Raw genomic sequence first — 17,558 nt, 5'->3', positions numbered from 1 at the left:
CAGATCGACCCAGCGACTGTCGCTCCTCATTTTGACGGCGACGACATGGACGAATTCGCGCCGGCGGAGACACGAACCGCGGCGGTGCGACGGCTGCTCCCGGATCCTCGCCTGGTCTGGATGATATTTCGCCGCAATATCTGGCTGTTCCTTGCCGTATCGGGCGCAATCGTGCTCGGCGTCGCCATATGGACGCTGTTGCAGACGCCGATCTATTCGGCGAGCGCGTCGGTGCTGATCGATCCCGCCGGCCAGGATGTCGTCGATGTAAAGGCGGTGACTCCCGATCTGCCGACGACCAGCGATGTCGTCGATACCCAGGTCCGCCTGATCCAATCCCCGACCATCGCCGAGCGCGCTGCCGCCGCCTATGCGCAGCAGCATCCGTCCGATCCGCGTGTCGCCGCGGCGGATCACGAAGATCTGGTCGATGCGATGTCGAACATGGTCTCGGTGGAGCGGGTCGGGCTTACCTATGTCATCAATGTCAACGCCAGTTCGACTGACCCGCAGTTCGCCGCCGACACGGTCAATTTGTTCGCCCAGCAATATCTCGATGCGCAGCGCCAGGCCAAGCTGTCGACCAACCAGCAAGCCAGCTCGTGGCTGGCAGGAAAGGTGCAGAAGCTCCGTGACGAGGCCTCGGCGGCGGACAGCGCCTTGCAGCAATACAAGATCAGCCATGGGTTGATGAGCGCCAACGGCCAGACCATGGCCGAGCAGGAGGTTTCCGGCCTCAATCAGGAGATTGCAGCGGCCAGGGCCGACCTCGCCGAGAAGCAAGGTCGCTTGTCCGCCGCGCGCAAGCAACTCACATCGGGCGGCACGGGCGCCGACGTCGGTGCCGCGCTCGAATCGAGCACGATCAGCGGCCTGCGCCAAAGCGAGGCGACCGCGAGCGCACAGGTCGCCGAACTATCGTCGCATTACGGGCCGCTTTATCCCGATCTGGTCAAGGCAAAGAGCCAGCTTGCCGACATTCGCAGCGAGCTCCAGCAGGAGATCAATCGTATCCTGACCAGTCTGCAAGGCGACGTCCGTGTTGCGCAGTCGCGGCTCGATTCGCTGTTGGCGAGCCAATCCCGCGCGACCGGCTCGCTCGCCAGTAACAATTCAGCGGAGGTCGGCCTCAGCGATCTGCAGCGGCGCTCGGATGCGGCCAACGCGATCTATCAGACCTTCCTGACGCGCTTGCGCGAAACGAGTGCGCAGCAAGGCCTGCAGCAGGCCGACGCCCGCATCGCGTCTTACGCCAAGGTGCCCGAAGATCCGGACTTCCCCAACAAGAAGCTTGCCGCGCTGTTCGGCATTTTGGGCGGTATCGCGGGTGGGCTGATGGCGATTGCCGCTGCTGAATATCTACAGGGGGGAATCCGCACCAAATCGGACGTCGAGCGCAAGCTGCGCGTCCGTTACGCCGGCGCCATTCCCGATCTCGAATCGACGCTCGGTCGCGTTCGCGTCGCGGACCAGCCGATCGACTATATCGTCAATCATCCCTTTTCGACCTTCGCCGAAGCCTTTCGCGCGTTGCAGGCTTTTCTCCTGCTTGGCGGCAGCAAGGGCGCGCGCGCGGTCGCCGTAACGTCGGCGCTACCCCAGGAAGGCAAGACCACGACTTCGGTCGCGCTGGCGCGCACCGCAGCAATGGGGGGCGCACGCACCGTGCTGGTCGATTGCGATTTGCGCCGGCGCGGCGCGAGCGAGATGTTCATCGCCGACGGCCGCCCCGGCCTCTATGAATATATGCGACGCGAGGTAACGCTCGATCAGGCGCTGTTTGTTGATTCGGCGACGGGCATGGCCGTCCTGGGGACGAGCGAGGCGCCGCGCGATGCCCGTGATCCGCTAACGCCCAGTAATCTCGTCCGGTTGCTCGCCGAGTTGAGGACGCGATTCGAGGTCATCATTCTCGATACCGCCCCGGTGCTCGGCGTGGCAGACGCCCGTGCAGTTGCAGCCAGTGCCGATCGGGTGTTGGTGGTCGCTCACTGGCGCAAGACATCGCGCGCCGCGGTCGAGGCAGCGATCGACACGCTGCTCAACGCCGAGGCCAAGATCAGCGGCGTCGCGCTCAGCCAGGTCGATATCAGACGCTATGCCAGCACCGGCGAGGCCGATGCCTATGGCTACCAGAAGAAGTTCAAGGGCTATTACACCAACTAAAGGGACCCGCATGATGCTTAAGCGCGTTCCGACATCGCAACCGGTACGTCTTGCCGTGCTGTTGGTGGTAGTTCTGTCGTCGGGGATATGGCTGCCGTCGGCGGCGTCGGCGCAGGACGATGAAGACGAGCGGGGTCAAAGCGTCACCGATCGCGAAAAAGCGCGCCTCGAGCATGTCACGATCCCGGTCGGCGGATTCGCACTGAAGCCGCAGATCGAGGTGGACGGATCATATGATGACAACATCTTCGCGACCGACGCCGATCGGCGCGGAGACTTTTACACGACGGTCCATCCGTCGATTGATGCGCGCTCGCTCTGGTCGCGCCACAGCCTCGATATCAAAGCCTATTTCGATCACGACTTTCACGCCAAATACAGCAGCGAGGATACTTCGGAATACGGCATCTCGGCGGATGGCCGATATGACGTTTCACACCAGACACGGATTTACCTGAGCGGATCGGCGATCCACACCGCCGAGAAGCGCGGCAACCTTTCGAGCTTCTCCAATTCCGGCGAACCGGTCCGCTACGATTCGTTTCAGGGATTGGCGGCGATCGAACAGAATTTCGGCGCCTTGGGGTTTCGGGTCGAATCGCGCGTCCGACGACTCAGCTACAGCGATGCGATCCTCGCCGACGGTAGCGTCGATAGCCAGAAATTCCGCGATCAGACCATCGTTTCAAGCGCATTGCAGGCGAGCTATGACCTCAACACGCTGACCCAGTTCGTGATCCGGGGAACGGAGGAAAGCCGGCGGTACGATCTGAGACCCGGCGACCCGGGCTTCGATCCCGTTACCCAGATCGACCGAAGCGGCGACAGCACGCGGATCGAAGCCGGGATCGTACGCGACCTGACCGGCCTGCTGTCGACGACGGTGCGGGTGGGCTATCTCAACTTCCGTTATCCCGATCCGCAATTGCGCAATATCAACGCGTTTTCGTATTACGGCAGCCTCAATTGGAACGTGACGCCGCTCACGACGGTCAGCGGCTCCGCGCAGCGCACCGTCGATGCGACGACATCGCCTTATACCGCCGGCAACCTGCGCGATGAGATCAGCCTGACGGTCGACCACGAACTGCTGCGCACGTTGGTGATCTCCGGCAACGCGCGGGTGGCCTGGATCAAGCCGTCGATCCTGAAGGGCTTGCCCTATGCCATTGTCGCTTCCAGTCGGGAACAGGAAATCGGATTCGAGGCGCGATACTATTTCCTCCCAAGACTACGGTTTACAGGAAATTACAATTACCAAACCCGTGAATCTTCGAACAAGGCGATAGCGTTCAAAGAGAATGTCATTACCGTCGGCGTAAGTTACGTTTTTTGATTTATATTAAGATCGTTGACTTTTTGGGCTGAGGCGAGCCTGATAGACTTGGAAAGTCGCAAAATTGCACGGTTTGCGCGCCACTGACGTAACCAGCAACCCGCTCCGCGGAGCCTCTGATCTTTGTGGTGCGCCGGCCTTGGAGACGATCGCGGTCGCAGCGACTGCGGTCTCGGTTGTCATTCCTGCATACAATAATGCCGCGACGCTGCCACGAACGATCGATTCGTTGCAGGCACAGTCACGAAGCGACTGGGAAGCAATCATCGCCTGTGACGGCCCGGTCGACGGCACGCTGGAATGCGCGGCGCTCGAAGCCGATCGCGATCCGAGAATCACCGTCATTGCGCTCGACCATCACGGCGTGGCCCAAGCCCGTAACGAAGCGATCATGCGCAGCTCTTCCCCGTGGCTACTGTTCCTCGATGCCGACGATACGATTGGCCCCAGCTTTCTCAATCATATGCTCGGCGTTGCGCAGCGCAATCCGGCTGCAGACGTCATCGCGTGCGGGTACTTCCGGCGCAATGAGAACGGGGCGATCAGCGCGCGCTTCCGGCCGTTGCCGCTCGATCGCGATGCGCTTGCGGTTTGCGCCGCCGGGCCGCCGGGTGCAATCCACAGCTTCCTTGTCAGGCGCAGCCTCGTCGTCGAACACGGGGGCTTCGATACGAGTTTGCGGACCAACGAGGATTGGGATCTGTGGCTTCGCCTGGCGCAGAGCGGCGCGCGTTTCGCAGTGACCCGATCGCTATTAGCCGATTATTGGTCGACGCCCAATTCGCTGAGCCGCCGCGGCACCCAAATGCTGCACGACGCCGGCATCGTGCAGCTGCGCGCGCAGGCCGTCGCCCGCGCGCCGCGGCCTGGCCTGGAGCAATTCGATCAGCGCCCTTATTCGCTCGATGATCTCACCTTGCGTAATGCGTTTTGGAACGCCGGCGTTGCGATTGGGCAGCGCAGGCCGGTCGGCGACCTGATCGCCGATATCTCGCCCGATGCCGATTATCGCTATCAGCAGTCCCAGCTAGCACTCAAACTGTTCGACGGCTTGGTGGTCGGCAGCGGTATCAGCTACGCCGACATGGCGACCCGCTGGTCCGCGCTGGCAGATGACGTTGCGGCCTTTTTCTCGGGCCTGCAGCGCCGTTGCGGGGCATCCACCCTCGATCCTCTTGCCCGGACCCTGGAAATCGAAGTCGCGCGCGCGGGGCGCTTCGACGGCGAGATCGAACTCGGCAAGGTTCTCGCGGTATCGCTGACGGTGTGGATGCTGATGGCGGGCTATCAACCGTCGAGCACTGCGGATGTCGTCATATTCCGCGCGAAAGCGTTTCGGCCCGCAACGATGTTCAGTTTTGCAGCACCGCTGGTCGGCGCCCTGACGGGCCGCGACGTTCGCGCGGTGATCCGGCGCGGCATCTCGCGGCGGCTGGAAACGCATCTTCGGCGCCATGCGCGGCGGTGGTGCGCCTTGTCTCGGCTGCGGCGGCTGCGCGCGCTGATGCGCCGCGTGATTGGCCGTACCGGCCCGCCGTCGCCGAAATTGAGTGCGGCGGTTCGCCGGACAACGGAGATCGAAACGACATGGCAGCTGTCACAGCGCGATCGATCGACCCATCGTGTCGACGATCCACCGCTGCTGCATCCAGGCGCGCAGTCGAGCGCGGCCGAGTGGGATGCATTCTTCGCAAGCGAGGATCCATGGGATTATGGGAGTGAGTACGAACAGGAAAAATACCGGCGTACGCTGTCGCTGATCGAGCCGATTCCGCACGGGAAAGCGCTCGAGATCGCCTGCGCCGAGGGCCGCTTTACCGCGATGCTGGCGACCGTCGCTGGCCGCGTCCACGCCGTCGACATCTCTCCGCGCGCGATCGAGCGGGCCAGGCGCCGCACGGCTGCGTTTGATAACGTCACTTTCGAAGCGCGCGATCTCTTTTCCCAAGGCGTCGTCGGCGAATGGGACGTCATCACCTGTTCGGAAATGCTCTATTTCGTGCCGTCTGTTGAGGCATTGCAGGCGGTTGGCAGGCAGATCGCCGCCGCGCTTCGCCCCGGCGGGCAATTTGTCCACGCCCACGCCTATGAGCTTCACGAGAGCCGCGACCGGACGGCGTTCGACTGGGAGGACACGGTCGGCGCGCAAACGATTTTCGAAACCTTCCGCGATACGCCCGGCCTGGCTCATATTCGCACGATCGAAACCGACCTCTATCGCATCGATCTGTTCCGGCGCGCGCCGGCTGGGGCGACGAGCGAGATCGAGCGCTGCGGTCTCGGTTCTCCCCTGCCCGCCCAGGTTGCCGCGAGCGTCGTCTGGAACGGTGCTATCGAAACGCGCGCCGAAGCGGCTGCGCGGCGCTGCTACGAATTGCCCGTGCTATTCTACAACGGGGTCTTGCCTCGCGAAGAGGCGCACGATCTCTATACCGTGGCGCCCGATACGATCGAGCACCAGCTTCGCTTCCTGCGCCGTCGCGGCTTTCGTTCGGTGACCTCCGAAGAATGGTTTGAGGGTGCGGCAAGAGCCGGCTCGTTGCGCGGGCGGCCGGTGATGATCACCTTCGACGGCTGGCCCGACCGGTTTGAGGACCTGGTGTGGCCGATCATCTGCGGAAATGGCTTCGCGGCACACCTCTTCCTCGCTGCGGAGGATCTTGATCCTGATCGCGGCGGCATTGATCCGGCGCGAGCCCGAAAACTGCTCGATCGGGGCGTGACCTATGGCAGCCGCCTGATGACGGCGACACCGGCCGACCGGCTCGCCTCGCGCGATCTGCTCGAAGAGGCGGCGCAGTCGCGGCGACTGCTTGGCGATCTGCTGGGAGTCGAGATCCAGACGATCGCGCCACCCGCCGGTTTTTCTGATATAGCGATCGAATGGCTGATGTCGTCGACCGGCTATCGCCGATCGTTCGTGCTCGACGGCGGCCGGGCGCCGGTCTGCGGGTTCGAGATGCGCACGCCGCGCATCGAGATCACCGAGGAAATCACCATCGACCAGTTCGCCAAATGGGTGGCGCCGGGCACGGCCGGCCCGGATCAGGGCGACATGCCGTGAATGCGCGCGAAGCGCTGGACGCCCGCCCCGCCGATGATGCGGCGATGCGACACGCACCCGAGATCAGCATCATCACGCCGACCTTCGATGCCGCTGCCTCGTTACCTCGAATGCTGGACAGCGTCTCGCGGCAGAAACTGAGCGACTGGGAGCATATCATCATCATCGACGGTGCTTACGACGACAGCTTGGCAATCGCGACCGCAGCCGCCGCGCTCGATGCGCGCATCCGTGTGATCGAACAGGCGAACGCCGGAGCATCGGCGGCGCGAAACCGCGGGATCGATGCGGCGCGCGGTACCTGGCTGCTGTTCCTCGATGCTGACGACACGATCGCGCCAAGCCACCTCAAGCGACTGCTCGCGAGGGGCGCACGCGATGTCGATGTCGTTTGCAGCGGCTATATCCGGCGCGATGCCGCGGGCCGCAAGGTTGGCGCCTATCGAGTCCCGCCGCTCCACGCTGATCCGTTTCGCGCCATCGTCGAAATGCCCCCGACGGCGATCCACGCCATTCTGGTCCGCCGCGACGCCGTGCGCGCGGTCGGCGGCTTCGATCCCGCCCTGAGGACCAACGAGGATTGGGACCTTTGGCTGCGGATCGCGCGCAACGGCGCGCGCTTCGTGGTCGATCGCGCGCAAACCGCGAGCTACTGGACCAGTGAAAAATCGCTGACACGCGACAGCGGCGCGATGGTCCGCGACGTCGCCATCGTTCTCGGGCGTGCGGGGCAGCGCGATCCGCGCGTGCCGACGCCGCTGCCTGCCTATGTCGATGGCCTACCGCTCGGCGATGTCGAGCAGAACCTGCTGTCGTGCGCATTGTGGAGCGGCGCTGCCGACATTGCGGGTGGCGGCAACGGCATGGCCGCGCTCGACGCCCTGCGGCTGCCACTCGGCACGCCGTGGCAGCGCGACCATCTGGTCGGCACGATGACCGAAGCGCTGATGGTCGGCAGCGGCGGCAGCTATGCGACGCTCGCCGAGCGCTGGAGCGAATGGCAGCCACGACTTGAGCCGTTCCTCGCTCGAGTGGCAACGGCCTGCACCGCGCCCGGCCTCGATTTCGCGCTGCTGCGTGACCTCGAGGCAGAGGCCGCTCGCAACGCGCAGCTACGCAAGCCGCGACTGATCGGCCGCACCCTGGCGATGCCAGCGACCCTGCGGGTCATGTTTCGTGGCGTCCCCCAAACCGGGGCCGAAGCCTTCGCCATGGTGCCGCGGCTATTGCCGAGGCGGTCGTTCTTCATGATGACCGGGCAGGTTCCTCGCGACACCCGCGCGGCGACACTTCGCCGATATGCCGCGCGGCATCTGAAACGTAAATTTCTTCGCGGGCTGGAGAAGATATCGATCCGGACATCCGCCGCCGGCAAGGCGGTCGATTGGGCAATGGCCGGCCTGGCCGTCGCCGCCCGCCCGCTACGCCGCCCGACGCCCTCCGACGCAAAAGAGGCGGACGTCGAACCGGAGGCGGTTGGCGAGCCGGCGGCGGGCGAAGGGTCGGGACAGAGCTGGGATGCGTTCTTCGAGCAGGAGGATCCGTGGCACTATTCGAGCGCCTATGAACAGCTCAAATACGAGCAAACGCTGTCGATCCTGCCCGATCGGCCGATCGGCCGAGCAATCGAGCTCGCCTGCGCGGAGGGCATGTTCACCGCGATGCTGGCGCCGCGCGTCGCAACGCTTCGCGCAGTCGATATCTCGACGCGGGCGATCGAGCGGGCCGAGGTGCGGTGCCGCGGCCAAGGCATCGAGAATGTCGATTTCGGCACGCTCGATTTCTTTAACGAGCCGATCGGCGATGGCTGGGATCTGATCGTTTCGTCCGAAGTGCTTTATTACATGGCGGATGTCGCGCAACTCGCGGATTTCGCCGGGCGCGTCGAACGGGCACTGGCGCCCGGCGGGCTGTTCGTTCACGCCCATGCCTATGAAGTCACCGACCAGCCCGATCATACCGGCTTCGATTGGGGCGACCCCTTCGGCACCCAGACGATTTCCCGCGTATTCGGCGAACGCCAGGGGTTGGAATGCGTCAAGGCGATCACCACCGATCTCTATCGGATCGAGCTTTACCGGCGGGTCGCGCCTTCGGCGCCCAGACGCGACGAACCCGACCTTATCGAATTGCCGATCGCATCGACGCTCGAACGCTCGGTCGCGTCGGCGGTGGTCTGGAACGGTGCCGTGCGGACGCGCCAGCAGGTCGAGCAAGAAGAGCGGGCCTTCCGCATTCCGGTGCTGATGTATCACCGAATCGCCGACCACGGCCCCGAAGGCCTGAAGGATTGGCGCACGACGCCGCGTGATTTCGAGCACCAACTGCGTTTCCTGCGGCGGCGCGGCTATCGCTCGATCTCCATCGAGGAGTGGGAGGCGGGGCGAACCAACAGCGCGTCGCTGCGCGGACGGCCGATCCTGCTGACCTTCGATGATGGCTATGCAGACTTTCACGATACCGCCTGGCCGATCCTTGCCCGCAACGGCTTTTCGGCACTGGTGTTCGTGGTGACGACAAAGGTCGGCGGCGTAGCGGATTGGGACGCGGCTTATGGCGATCCCGCGCCGCTGATGAACTGGGATCGGATCGTCACGCTCCATCGTGACGGCGTTGCCTTCGGCAGCCATCTCGCCACCCACCGGGCCGCCGATCGCTTGCCGCTTGCCGAGCTGACCGTGGAAATGGAGCAGTCGAAACAGGCGCTGGAGGAACGGCTGGGCGTGGATGTCGTCAGCGTCGCGCCGCCGTTCGGCGCGACCAATAATCGCGTCGAGGATGCGTGCGCCGCGGCAGGCTATCGCCATGTGTTCGAGGCGGAGGGCGATGTCGCCCGTATTTGGGGCAACCGCTGGCGAATCCCGCGAATCAACATCGGGGGATATGAAAGCATCCATGATTTCGCCCGGTTGATCGGCCGCGACGACGAGCCGCCACAGCCCGAGGATCTGCCGTGACCACCGGCCGCGCGACCCCGCTTGGCTGGCGCGAGCTGGTGCACCGGCTGGCGCCGCTCGCCCGGCCGGAACGGCCTTGGCTGGCGCTGATCGTCGGCCTCGGCTTGTTGCTGTCGCTGGCCGAGGGCGTGGGGCTGACGCTGGGACTCGTCCTCATTTATCGCCTGCTCGGCGCCGGAGACGTTCTTGACGCCGATGGCCCGGCACATGTGCTGCTGGCGTCGCTCAGCCAGCACAGCTTGTCGGTCCTGACGTTCTGGGCGCTGGCTACGATTCTCGCCTCGACGGTGCTCGCCATCGCCAGCGAATTGTTGTCCGAAACCGTCGCCAATCGCGTCACGCATCGTGTGCGGACACGCATCTACGCGACCTATCTCACGGTCAGTTATCAGCGGGCGAGTGCCCATGGTCATGGAGAGATGCTCGACACGCTCGATTATGAGACGCCGCTGCTGACCCAGGCAATCGGCGAGGTCGTTGCGATCGTGATCGGGATCTGCGCGGTTCTCGTTTACGGCGGCTATGCGCTCCTGCTGTCATGGCAGTTGACGCTTGCCGCCTTGCTGCTCGGTCTGGCGTTGGCGGCAACGCTGGCGATCGCGTCACGCCGCCTGGCTGCGCTCGGCGCGCGGACATCGGCGTTCAACGAGCGGCTGTTGGCGCTGACTGTGACCACTGTGCAGGCGATGCGCACGATCCGGCTGCATGCCGCCGAGCCACTCTTCATCGATCGTTATGCCGCCGCGTCCAAAGGACTGGCGCAATCGCATGTGCGGCTTGCGCGGTTTCAGAGCGGCGTTCGCGCGGTGCGCCAGATCGGCAAGCTGGCGGCGCTGGCGGTGCTGATCGCGATCGCGCTGCGCCTCGCGATACCCGCCGCATTGGCGATTGCAGTGGTTGCGATCCTGATCCGCCTGCTACCGCATGCCACGCAGATCGAAGACAATATGCTAGCCCTGTTTCAGCTTCGCTTACCGCTGACCATCGTCGCGCGGGCGATCGCTGAGGCGCCGCTCACCGACAACGCGCCGCCTGTGTCGTTCACCCGTCTGCGGCGTGAGTTGCGGCTGGATCGGGTCACCTTCACCCATGCCGATGGCACGCAGGTGCTCCATGATGCCAGTTTCGTGATCGGCGCCGGCGAGATGGTCACCGTTCGCGGCCCGAGCGGCGGCGGCAAAACGACGATGATCAACCTGATTGCCCGCCTCTATGAGCCCGATGACGGCCAGATCACGGTCGACGGCCGGCCGTTGCCGGCGATCGGTCGGCAGGCCTGGCTCGATCGCATCGCCTTTTCCGGGCAGGATATCGAGGTTCATCCGGGCTCGATCTTCGACAATGTGCGCTTCGACAATCCGGCGATAAGCCGCGACGACGCCCGCTGGGCGCTTGGGGTGGCGCACGCCCTCGATTTCGTCGATCGGCTGCCCGCCGGCATCGACAGCGAGGTCGGCGACGATGGGTTGCGCCTGTCGGGCGGTCAGCGCCAGCGCATCTGCCTCGCCCGCGCCATTGCCCGCCGGCCCGACATGCTGATCCTCGACGAGGCGACCAGCGCGATCGAATCGCAGCTCGAAGCGCGCATCTATCGCGCCATCCGCGCGGCGCTGCCGGCGACGACGATCCTGGTCGTCACCCACCGCCTGACCGTCGAAGGATCGAGCGCGGAATGGCTGTTGGAGGACGGGGGATTTTCGCGCATCGACCAACCAGCGAGAGTGGCGACGCTCTGATGCCGCGCGTTTCGGTGATCACGATCTTTCTCAATGCCGAACGCTTCCTCGAGGCGACGGTCGCGACACTCAAGCGACAGACCGAGAGCGATTGGGAATTGGTTCTGGTCGACGACGGATCGCGCGACGCGAGCACCGACATTGCCCGGCGCCTTGCTGCCGACAGCAACGGCCGCATCCGCTATGTCGAGCACGACGGCCATGCCAATCTCGGTCTGGCGGCGTCGCGCAATCGCGGGCTGCAGGAAGCCCGCGGCGACTATATCCTTTACCTCGATTCGGACGACCTGTTGTTCCCGTGCGCGCTCGAACGGCTCGCCCGCGCGCTCGACGACGACCCCTCGCTCTCACTCGCCTTTGGCGCCACCTTGTTCTGGAACTGGGATCCGGCGTTCGCCGAGGAGCCCGACGCGATCCAGCACTATCGCGGCTGGGCGGATCGAACCATCGCCGGCGCCCGCTTCCTCGCCGCGATGATCGCCGACGAAACGCTGCATCCGGCCAATTGCAGCACGATGATGCGGCGGCGCGCCCTGCTCGATATCGGCGGTTTCGATCCGGCGTTCCGCGGCATCTACGAGGATACCTCGCTGATGACCGAATTGCTCGTCGCCGGTCGCGCGCGTATCCTCAGCGAGTGCCTTTCGGCCTATCGGATGCATGCCGCCTCGCATTGCCACACCGCCATTGCGACGGGTGATTATACCGCCAGCGAGCCTAACGCTGCGCGCTTGCGCTTTCTCGAATGGGCGCAGGGATTTATCGCAGCGCGTGGCGCGGAGCCTGCCGTGGTAGCCCAGGCGATTGCGCGGACGATCGCAGAGCAAAGAGGTATAGGCGTGCCCCCGCGCTGGCGGCGCATGGGCGGAATCGTGGCCCAGGCATTGGCCGATCCCGCCCGGGTCAAGCGGCGCCTGCGCCCGCACGTCGCCCCCGTTCGCGCCGCGCTTCGGGAGATCGAGGCGTTCTACGCGGCCTATGGCGATCGGGAAGAGGCGGCGCGGGCGACGCTAAGGCTCGTCAGGGCGGAACGCGATGGATGGGCTTAGTAACGCGATGCACGCCCCTCATGCAGTTTCATCCGCCGGGGATAGTGCCCATAACGGCATGGGGGCCCAGTGACGTTGAGGAACAGCACCATGACGATCGCCACCGCCATCGCCGCGGCCGGCTTGCTCGGTTTCGCCGTCGCCACCTTGCCGACCGACGCGTCGCAGGGCCAGCCGGTATCCGGGCCGCCCGCCGGGCTCGCCGTCAGCAAGAGCTTCGATGAGGAATTCGACGGCTCGACCCTCGACCCGGCACGCTGGGCCTTTGCCCTTTATGATCCGCACAAGGATAAGCCAACGATCGCCAAGCGAAGCCTGTGGAACAATGGCGAGCTAGAAGTCTATACCGATCGCTCGTTTCTCGATCTCGGGCTCGATCCGTTCGATATGGCGAACGGCGTTCTGACGATTTCGGCTAAGCCGCTGCCTGAGGCTGCCCGGACCAGGATCATGGGCGCGATCGACGAGCAGCCGCCTGCGATACGCGACAGCAAGCTGCGTCGTGTGGAATATAGCTCGGGATTGATTTCCACCCGCGCGTCGTTTTCGCAAACCTATGGTTATTTCGAGATGCGTGCGAAATGGAGCCGCGGAAAGGGGCTATGGCCCGCCTTCTGGCTGCTGCCAGCATCGGGCGGTTGGCCGCCGGAGATCGACATCATGGAAGCCCATGGCGACAAGCCGCGGCAAATCTTCCAGAGCGTTCATTCCAAAAGCATAAATTCGATTACCAAGACCGTTCGCATGATCGATCCGGCCCAACAATATCATACCTATGGCTTGCTCTGGACGCCCGAAAACGTCGATTATTATATCGATGGCGAAAAGACAGCCTCGATCCCGACGCCTGCCGATATGCACCAGCCAATGTATTTGGTTGCCAATCTCGCAGTTGGTGGCGGATGGCCCGGAGACCCCGACGCAGCGACCCAATTCCCGGCGACGATGCAGATCGACTATATTCGGGCCTGGAAGCTCAGCGGTGACCAATAAGGGGGCGCTTGCGTAGCTCGGCGCGATAACGAGCATTCGGGCCGGCATGGAAGGCCGCCGCGTCATAGGCTTCGGTATTGTCGCGGCGCCACACCGCGCACCCCAGGCCGGCCATGATCAGCACCGTCGAATGCAGAAAAGGCGCGAACGCCAGCGACTCGATCGGCATGCGGATCGCGACATAGCTGAGATAGGCGCAAAACAGGATGCCTATGTCCGTCGGGGCACGGATCGTTCGCACCCAAAGCGTGGCGAACAGCACGATCATGACGATCCCGAACAACACCAGGCCGACGATGCCGAGATGAACCAGGATTTCGCGAAACGTGTTGTGGAAGTTGAAGCCGGTGCGCGTGGCGATGTCGGCATAGCGCCAGATTCCTTCGGCATCGAGATTGCCTTGCCGCCAAAAAGCGCTGAACCCGAGCCCCAAGGCGGGGCGCTGCTCGATCAGAACCTGCGCGCGCGACCAGATATAGGTGCGGCCGGTCAACGTCGGATCCTTGTCGGTTGCCTGAAGGACCATCGCCATCAGCGGCTGGAGCCATAATCCGCGCAGCGCCGCGGCGACGGCAGCGACCGCGACCCCCGCGGTGAAAATTGCGGTTCGCACTTCCGCCTTCAACGGCCGCACTACCGCCCATCCGAAGAGGATCACCAGCGCAAACAGGCAGGCGACGATTGCTCCCGCCGATTCCGCGATCTTGAGGATCCAGAGATTCATGATCGTGACGATACCGCTGGCCAGCAGCAGCAAGCCCTGTCGTTCGCGCCACGCCGCCATTGCCGTGACGACGCTGATCATGATCGTGATCGCACCGATATCAGCGGCTTGGTTCTTGCTTCCCGTCAGCCCGGCGAATGCTGTCGTAACGCCCGACGCGCCCCCGCCACCCCAGCCGACCATGCGACCGAACGCCAGGCTGGCGAGCGTGTATATCGCGAAGGCGCCGAACAGAGCGTAGAGCAATTGCCGTCGATTGGTGCCCGCGCCCATGACGGCACCAATCGCGACGGTAATAAAATACTGAAAACCGTAATAAAGCGTGGTTCTGGCAGAGATCGACCAGAGCGTCGACAGCATCGCGAAAGCGGGCAACAACAGGATCGGCGAAATCGCCAGAAGAACGCGCGGTAGGGTGCGATACCTGACCACGGCGTAGAGTGGCAACATCGCCAGGATAAGGAACACGCCCTTCGAGCCGAACTGGAAGATGAACAGCATCGAGCTCATGGCCAACCAGCACCAGCCCAGATCGAACCATTGCCGATAATCGATGCCCGGCGCGGCGCGGCGCGGGGATGCCGCGACACCTCTGCCGATCGCACGTCGAGCCCCACCGCCATCGCGGTGCGCTCGATAGGACGTCTCAGAAATAACGCTCACCGATCCTGATGGTGTCGCCCGGCAGAATCCAGAACGGCTTGTCTTTCGAGAGCTTGACCTCGACCTCGCCTTTATCGCCGCGCTGCAGGAATATCTTCGACGTGCTGGCGCGATAGGTAAAGCCGCCGGCCGTCGCTACGGCCTGCTGCAGCGTCAGCGCGGAAGAATAGGGATATTTGCCCGGCTTATCGACCTCGCCCAGAATATAAAACGGCCGATAATCGACCATATCGACGCTGACCTTGGGGTCGAGAATATAGTCCGGGCTGAGCTTGTGGGTAATATCGAGCTGAAGCTGCGCCACGGTTTTTCCCGTCGCATCGACATTCCCGATCAGGGGCAGCGAAATCTCGCCCGATGGGCCGATCGCATATTCTCCGTTCATCGCCTGCTCGCCATATACGGAGACGCGAATGCGATCGCCCGCGCCAAGCGTATAGGCGGGCGGCTTGGCCGAATTGACGCTGGCCGCCATCGTGGCGGCGCGCCCGGCACAGCCGCTGGAGCCCATGACCAGTAGCGCCGAGGCGATCAGCAAGGGAAATCTCACTGCATTCTGCTCCATCAGCTGTTCACGCGCTATTGTTTTGCAGTGCGGCATAAAAGTCGAGAGCCGCCGAACTGATTTTAGCGGCACGCGGCTCGTTGGCGCACCGTTCCGCCTCAATGTGGGCCTGCCGTTACATGTAAACGATCGCCATGGGGCAAGCGCCGCTCAATTGTTAAGGGATCGGTCGTTGCCGTCCATCCTTCGGATTCGTTCAGCACGGCTGCAGTGAGCCTGCCGGTGCGATAGGCACCGGTATCCACGCCGATACGATTTACTCGGACCTCAGGATCATCGACGATCGAGTGACCATGAACCACGACCGCGCCATGATCGCGCTCGTCGTCGAGAAACGCGTCGCTGATCCATAGCAGATCATCGTCCGCCTGGCGGGACAGCGATATGCCCGGCCTGATGCCGGCATGACAAAAGAAATAATCTCCATGGCGAACGGATAGCGGCCGATCGCGCAACCATTCGATCGTGTCGGCCCCGATCTGGTCGGCCAGCCGCATGCCGAAAGCGATCGAGTCTTCGCCGTCGCGCGGCGGGGCGATGTCGTAGCTTGCCAGCGTCGCCTCACCGCCATGGCGAAGCCACAGCCGTTGGGCAGTGGCGTCGCCGGCAATTACGTCAAGCAGCACCGCCTCGTGATTGCCGAGCAGGACCGTCGCGCGGGTCACCTCCTCGGTCAGGCGCTTGAGGAAATTGACCACGTGGCGGCTGTCGGGGCCGCGATCGATCATGTCCCCCAACACGACCAGGTGGCCGCTACCTTCACCCCAATGATCGAACCGCGCGTCGAGCTCGCGAATCAAGGCGGTCAGCAGATCGTAGCGGCCGTGGATATCGCCAATGGCGACCACCCAATCTTTCTTCAGTGTTCGCAGTCGCCGGCGTAAGCCGCGACGCGCCGGTGCTTCGAAGCGACGGATGGCGAGCGGGGTTGGCATCGCCGGCACCATACCCCCGCGGAACGTGTCATCTCAATCGGCGCTCTTTCCGTTCATCCGATTCGGCGCGCAAACGAACGGTTTGCAAGCCGGCCGACGGGATGCACCAAGGATTTTCACGCCGAGCGGCTTATATATTCCCGAGAAAATGATCCAAATAGGATACTATCCGTGATTTGCTTTTGTCGGGCTGCTCAGCATATGTCGCCGCTTCTCTAGTAATGGAGCGGCCATGACGAAGCTGCCGATGATCAGTTTCGCCGTCGCCAATTTCAACGGCGGCGCCTTCCTTGCCGATGCGATCAATAGCGCCCTGGGCCAGCGAGACGTCGATGTCGAAGTTCTGATCGTCGATGACCGTTCGACCGATGATAGCTGGCCAATTGCCCGACGACTTGCCGCAGCCGACAGTCGCGTCCGAATCTTCCGGCTCGATCGTAATTCGGGACCGGCAAGGGCGCGCAATCGGGCATTGCGTGAAGCCCATGGGGAGTGGCTGGCAATCCTCGACAGCGATGATCTGATTCATCCCGATCGGTCGCGACGGTTGATCGACGAGGCTGCCCGGTGCGAGGCGACGATGATCGCCGACGATCTGTTGCTGTTCGATCAGGATGACCTCCAACCGCCCAAGCTGTTCCTCGAACGTCGAAACGCGCGAGCGCCACGGTGGATCGATCTGGCTAGCTATCTCGATCAAACTTTGATGTTCGGACGCCATCCCAATCTCGGCTTCCTGAAGCCGATGATACGACGCGATTTTCTCCAATCGACCAACGTTACATATGACGAGAGCCTACAGATCGCCGAAGACGACGATCTCGTGTTGAGGCTCCTATTGGCGGGCGGCCGATATAGGCTGCTGCCGCGGCCGATGTATTTCTATCGCAAGCATGGCCGTTCGATCTCGCACCGCTTGTCGTCGATCAACGCGGACCGGATGATGGCCGCCGCCGAGCGCCAGCGGGCGGCAATCATCGCTGTTGCGCCACATGCGGTGTCCGCCTTCGACAAGCGTGTGCGGGCGCTTCGGGCGGCGAGGGGGTTCAGCCATCTGATCGATGCGCTGAAGCGACGCGATGCCGCCGCCGCGTTGCGCGTCGCGAGCCGGACGCCGTCGTCGCTTTTGCTGCTCCGGCAGCCACTGGCCGCGGCGGTCGCGCGGTTGATCGGCGGTGGCGCAGCAGCCGAGGTTCCGGCGCCAACGCCGCGAAAGGATGCCGTGCTGTTCATCAGCCGCCAGCGCATCGTCGGGGCGACAAACGGCAGTTCCGCCTACCTTATCGCGATCGCCCGCGCTGCCCGCGATGCGGGGTTCGAACCCCATCTGCTTCAGCCCTCGCCGGGGCTGTTCGGCCGCACGCCGTTTT

Annotated in this window: 11 protein-coding genes and 1 pseudogene; 8 read left to right on the top strand and 4 right to left on the bottom strand. The window is 63.7% G+C overall.

Going from position 1 to position 17,558, the window contains the following annotated elements; translation table 11 throughout:
- The first annotated feature begins 45 nt into the window (after nt 1-45).
- The 7 genes from K7G81_RS16580 (at nt 46) to K7G81_RS16550 (ending at nt 13,301) form a co-directional block, all read left to right on the top strand.
- Nucleotides 46-2,166 carry a GumC family protein gene (locus tag K7G81_RS16580; protein WP_223031946.1) on the top strand — a complete coding sequence of 707 codons (2,121 nt, stop codon included), beginning with the start codon at nt 46-48 and terminating at the stop codon, nt 2,164-2,166.
- On the top strand, nt 2,099-3,502 hold the full coding sequence (locus K7G81_RS16575; protein WP_223031945.1) for an outer membrane beta-barrel protein: 1,404 nt from the start codon (nt 2,099-2,101) through the stop codon (nt 3,500-3,502). The genes K7G81_RS16580 and K7G81_RS16575 overlap by 68 nt, the downstream gene beginning before the upstream one ends.
- A 139-nt stretch (nt 3,503-3,641) precedes the next feature.
- A complete protein-coding gene (locus K7G81_RS16570; protein WP_223031944.1) occupies nt 3,642-6,566 on the top strand; it encodes a trifunctional glycosyltransferase/class I SAM-dependent methyltransferase/polysaccharide deacetylase in 2,925 nt (974 codons plus the stop codon).
- On the top strand, nt 6,563-9,523 hold the full coding sequence (locus K7G81_RS16565; protein ID WP_223031943.1) for a glycosyltransferase: 2,961 nt from the start codon (nt 6,563-6,565) through the stop codon (nt 9,521-9,523). The genes K7G81_RS16570 and K7G81_RS16565 overlap by 4 nt, the downstream gene beginning before the upstream one ends.
- Complete coding sequence (locus tag K7G81_RS16560; RefSeq protein ID WP_223031942.1) at nt 9,520-11,259, top strand: ABC transporter ATP-binding protein; 1,740 nt, start codon at nt 9,520-9,522, stop codon at nt 11,257-11,259. Before K7G81_RS16565 ends, K7G81_RS16560 begins: the two co-directional genes overlap by 4 nt.
- Nucleotides 11,259-12,308: a glycosyltransferase family 2 protein gene (locus K7G81_RS16555; protein ID WP_223031941.1), complete on the top strand. Its 1,050-nt coding sequence runs from the start codon at nt 11,259-11,261 to the stop codon at nt 12,306-12,308. Before K7G81_RS16560 ends, K7G81_RS16555 begins: the two co-directional genes overlap by 1 nt.
- A gap of 90 nt (nt 12,309-12,398) precedes the next feature.
- Nucleotides 12,399-13,301, top strand: a complete 903-nt coding sequence (locus tag K7G81_RS16550; RefSeq protein WP_223031940.1) for a glycoside hydrolase family 16 protein — start codon at nt 12,399-12,401, stop codon at nt 13,299-13,301.
- Here the strand turns inward: K7G81_RS16550 and K7G81_RS18090 are convergent.
- The 3 genes from K7G81_RS18090 to K7G81_RS16535 form a co-directional block, all read right to left on the bottom strand.
- A complete protein-coding gene (locus tag K7G81_RS18090) occupies nt 13,285-14,688 on the bottom strand; it encodes an O-antigen ligase family protein (protein ID WP_223031939.1) in 1,404 nt (467 codons plus the stop codon). The genes K7G81_RS16550 and K7G81_RS18090 overlap by 17 nt on opposite strands.
- Nucleotides 14,672-15,238, bottom strand: coding sequence for a polysaccharide biosynthesis/export family protein (locus tag K7G81_RS16540; protein ID WP_369412137.1), 567 nt, complete (start codon nt 15,236-15,238; stop codon nt 14,672-14,674). The genes K7G81_RS18090 and K7G81_RS16540 overlap by 17 nt, the downstream gene beginning before the upstream one ends.
- Nucleotides 15,239-15,351: 113 nt before the next feature.
- Nucleotides 15,352-16,101, bottom strand: coding sequence for a metallophosphoesterase family protein (locus tag K7G81_RS16535; RefSeq protein ID WP_223031938.1), 750 nt, complete (start codon nt 16,099-16,101; stop codon nt 15,352-15,354).
- A gap of 319 nt (nt 16,102-16,420) precedes the next feature.
- Between K7G81_RS16535 and K7G81_RS18085 the strand changes: the two are divergent.
- Nucleotides 16,421-16,978, top strand: a pseudogene (locus K7G81_RS18085) (glycosyltransferase family 2 protein); the annotation flags it as partial.
- A 45-nt stretch (nt 16,979-17,023) separates the two neighbouring features.
- Here K7G81_RS18085 and K7G81_RS17895 read toward each other — a convergent pair.
- A complete protein-coding gene (locus K7G81_RS17895; RefSeq protein ID WP_255587215.1) occupies nt 17,024-17,515 on the bottom strand; it encodes a hypothetical protein in 492 nt (163 codons plus the stop codon).
- Nucleotides 17,516-17,558 lie beyond the last annotated feature (43 nt).

The sequence above is a fragment of the Hephaestia mangrovi genome, from assembly GCF_019880555.1.
Classification (GTDB): Bacteria; Pseudomonadota; Alphaproteobacteria; order Sphingomonadales; family Sphingomonadaceae; genus Sphingomonas; species Sphingomonas mangrovi.
Note: the sequence above shows the minus strand (reverse complement) of the source record. Positions and strands in the feature narration are given on the sequence as shown.

Bases quoted from the DNA above. Each gene is read 5' to 3' on its own strand.
- K7G81_RS17895 (WP_255587215.1), bottom strand. From the start codon at position 17,515: ATGGGGTTCGAACCCCGCATCGCGGGCAGCGCGGGCGATCGCGATAAG.
- K7G81_RS16550 (WP_223031940.1), top strand. From the start codon at position 12,399: ATGACGATCGCCACCGCCATCGCCGCGGCCGGCTTGCTCGGTTTCGCC.
- K7G81_RS16575 (WP_223031945.1), top strand. From the start codon at position 2,099: ATGCCAGCACCGGCGAGGCCGATGCCTATGGCTACCAGAAGAAGTTCA.
- K7G81_RS16555 (WP_223031941.1), top strand. From the start codon at position 11,259: ATGCCGCGCGTTTCGGTGATCACGATCTTTCTCAATGCCGAACGCTTC.
- K7G81_RS16580 (WP_223031946.1), top strand. From the start codon at position 46: ATGGACGAATTCGCGCCGGCGGAGACACGAACCGCGGCGGTGCGACGG.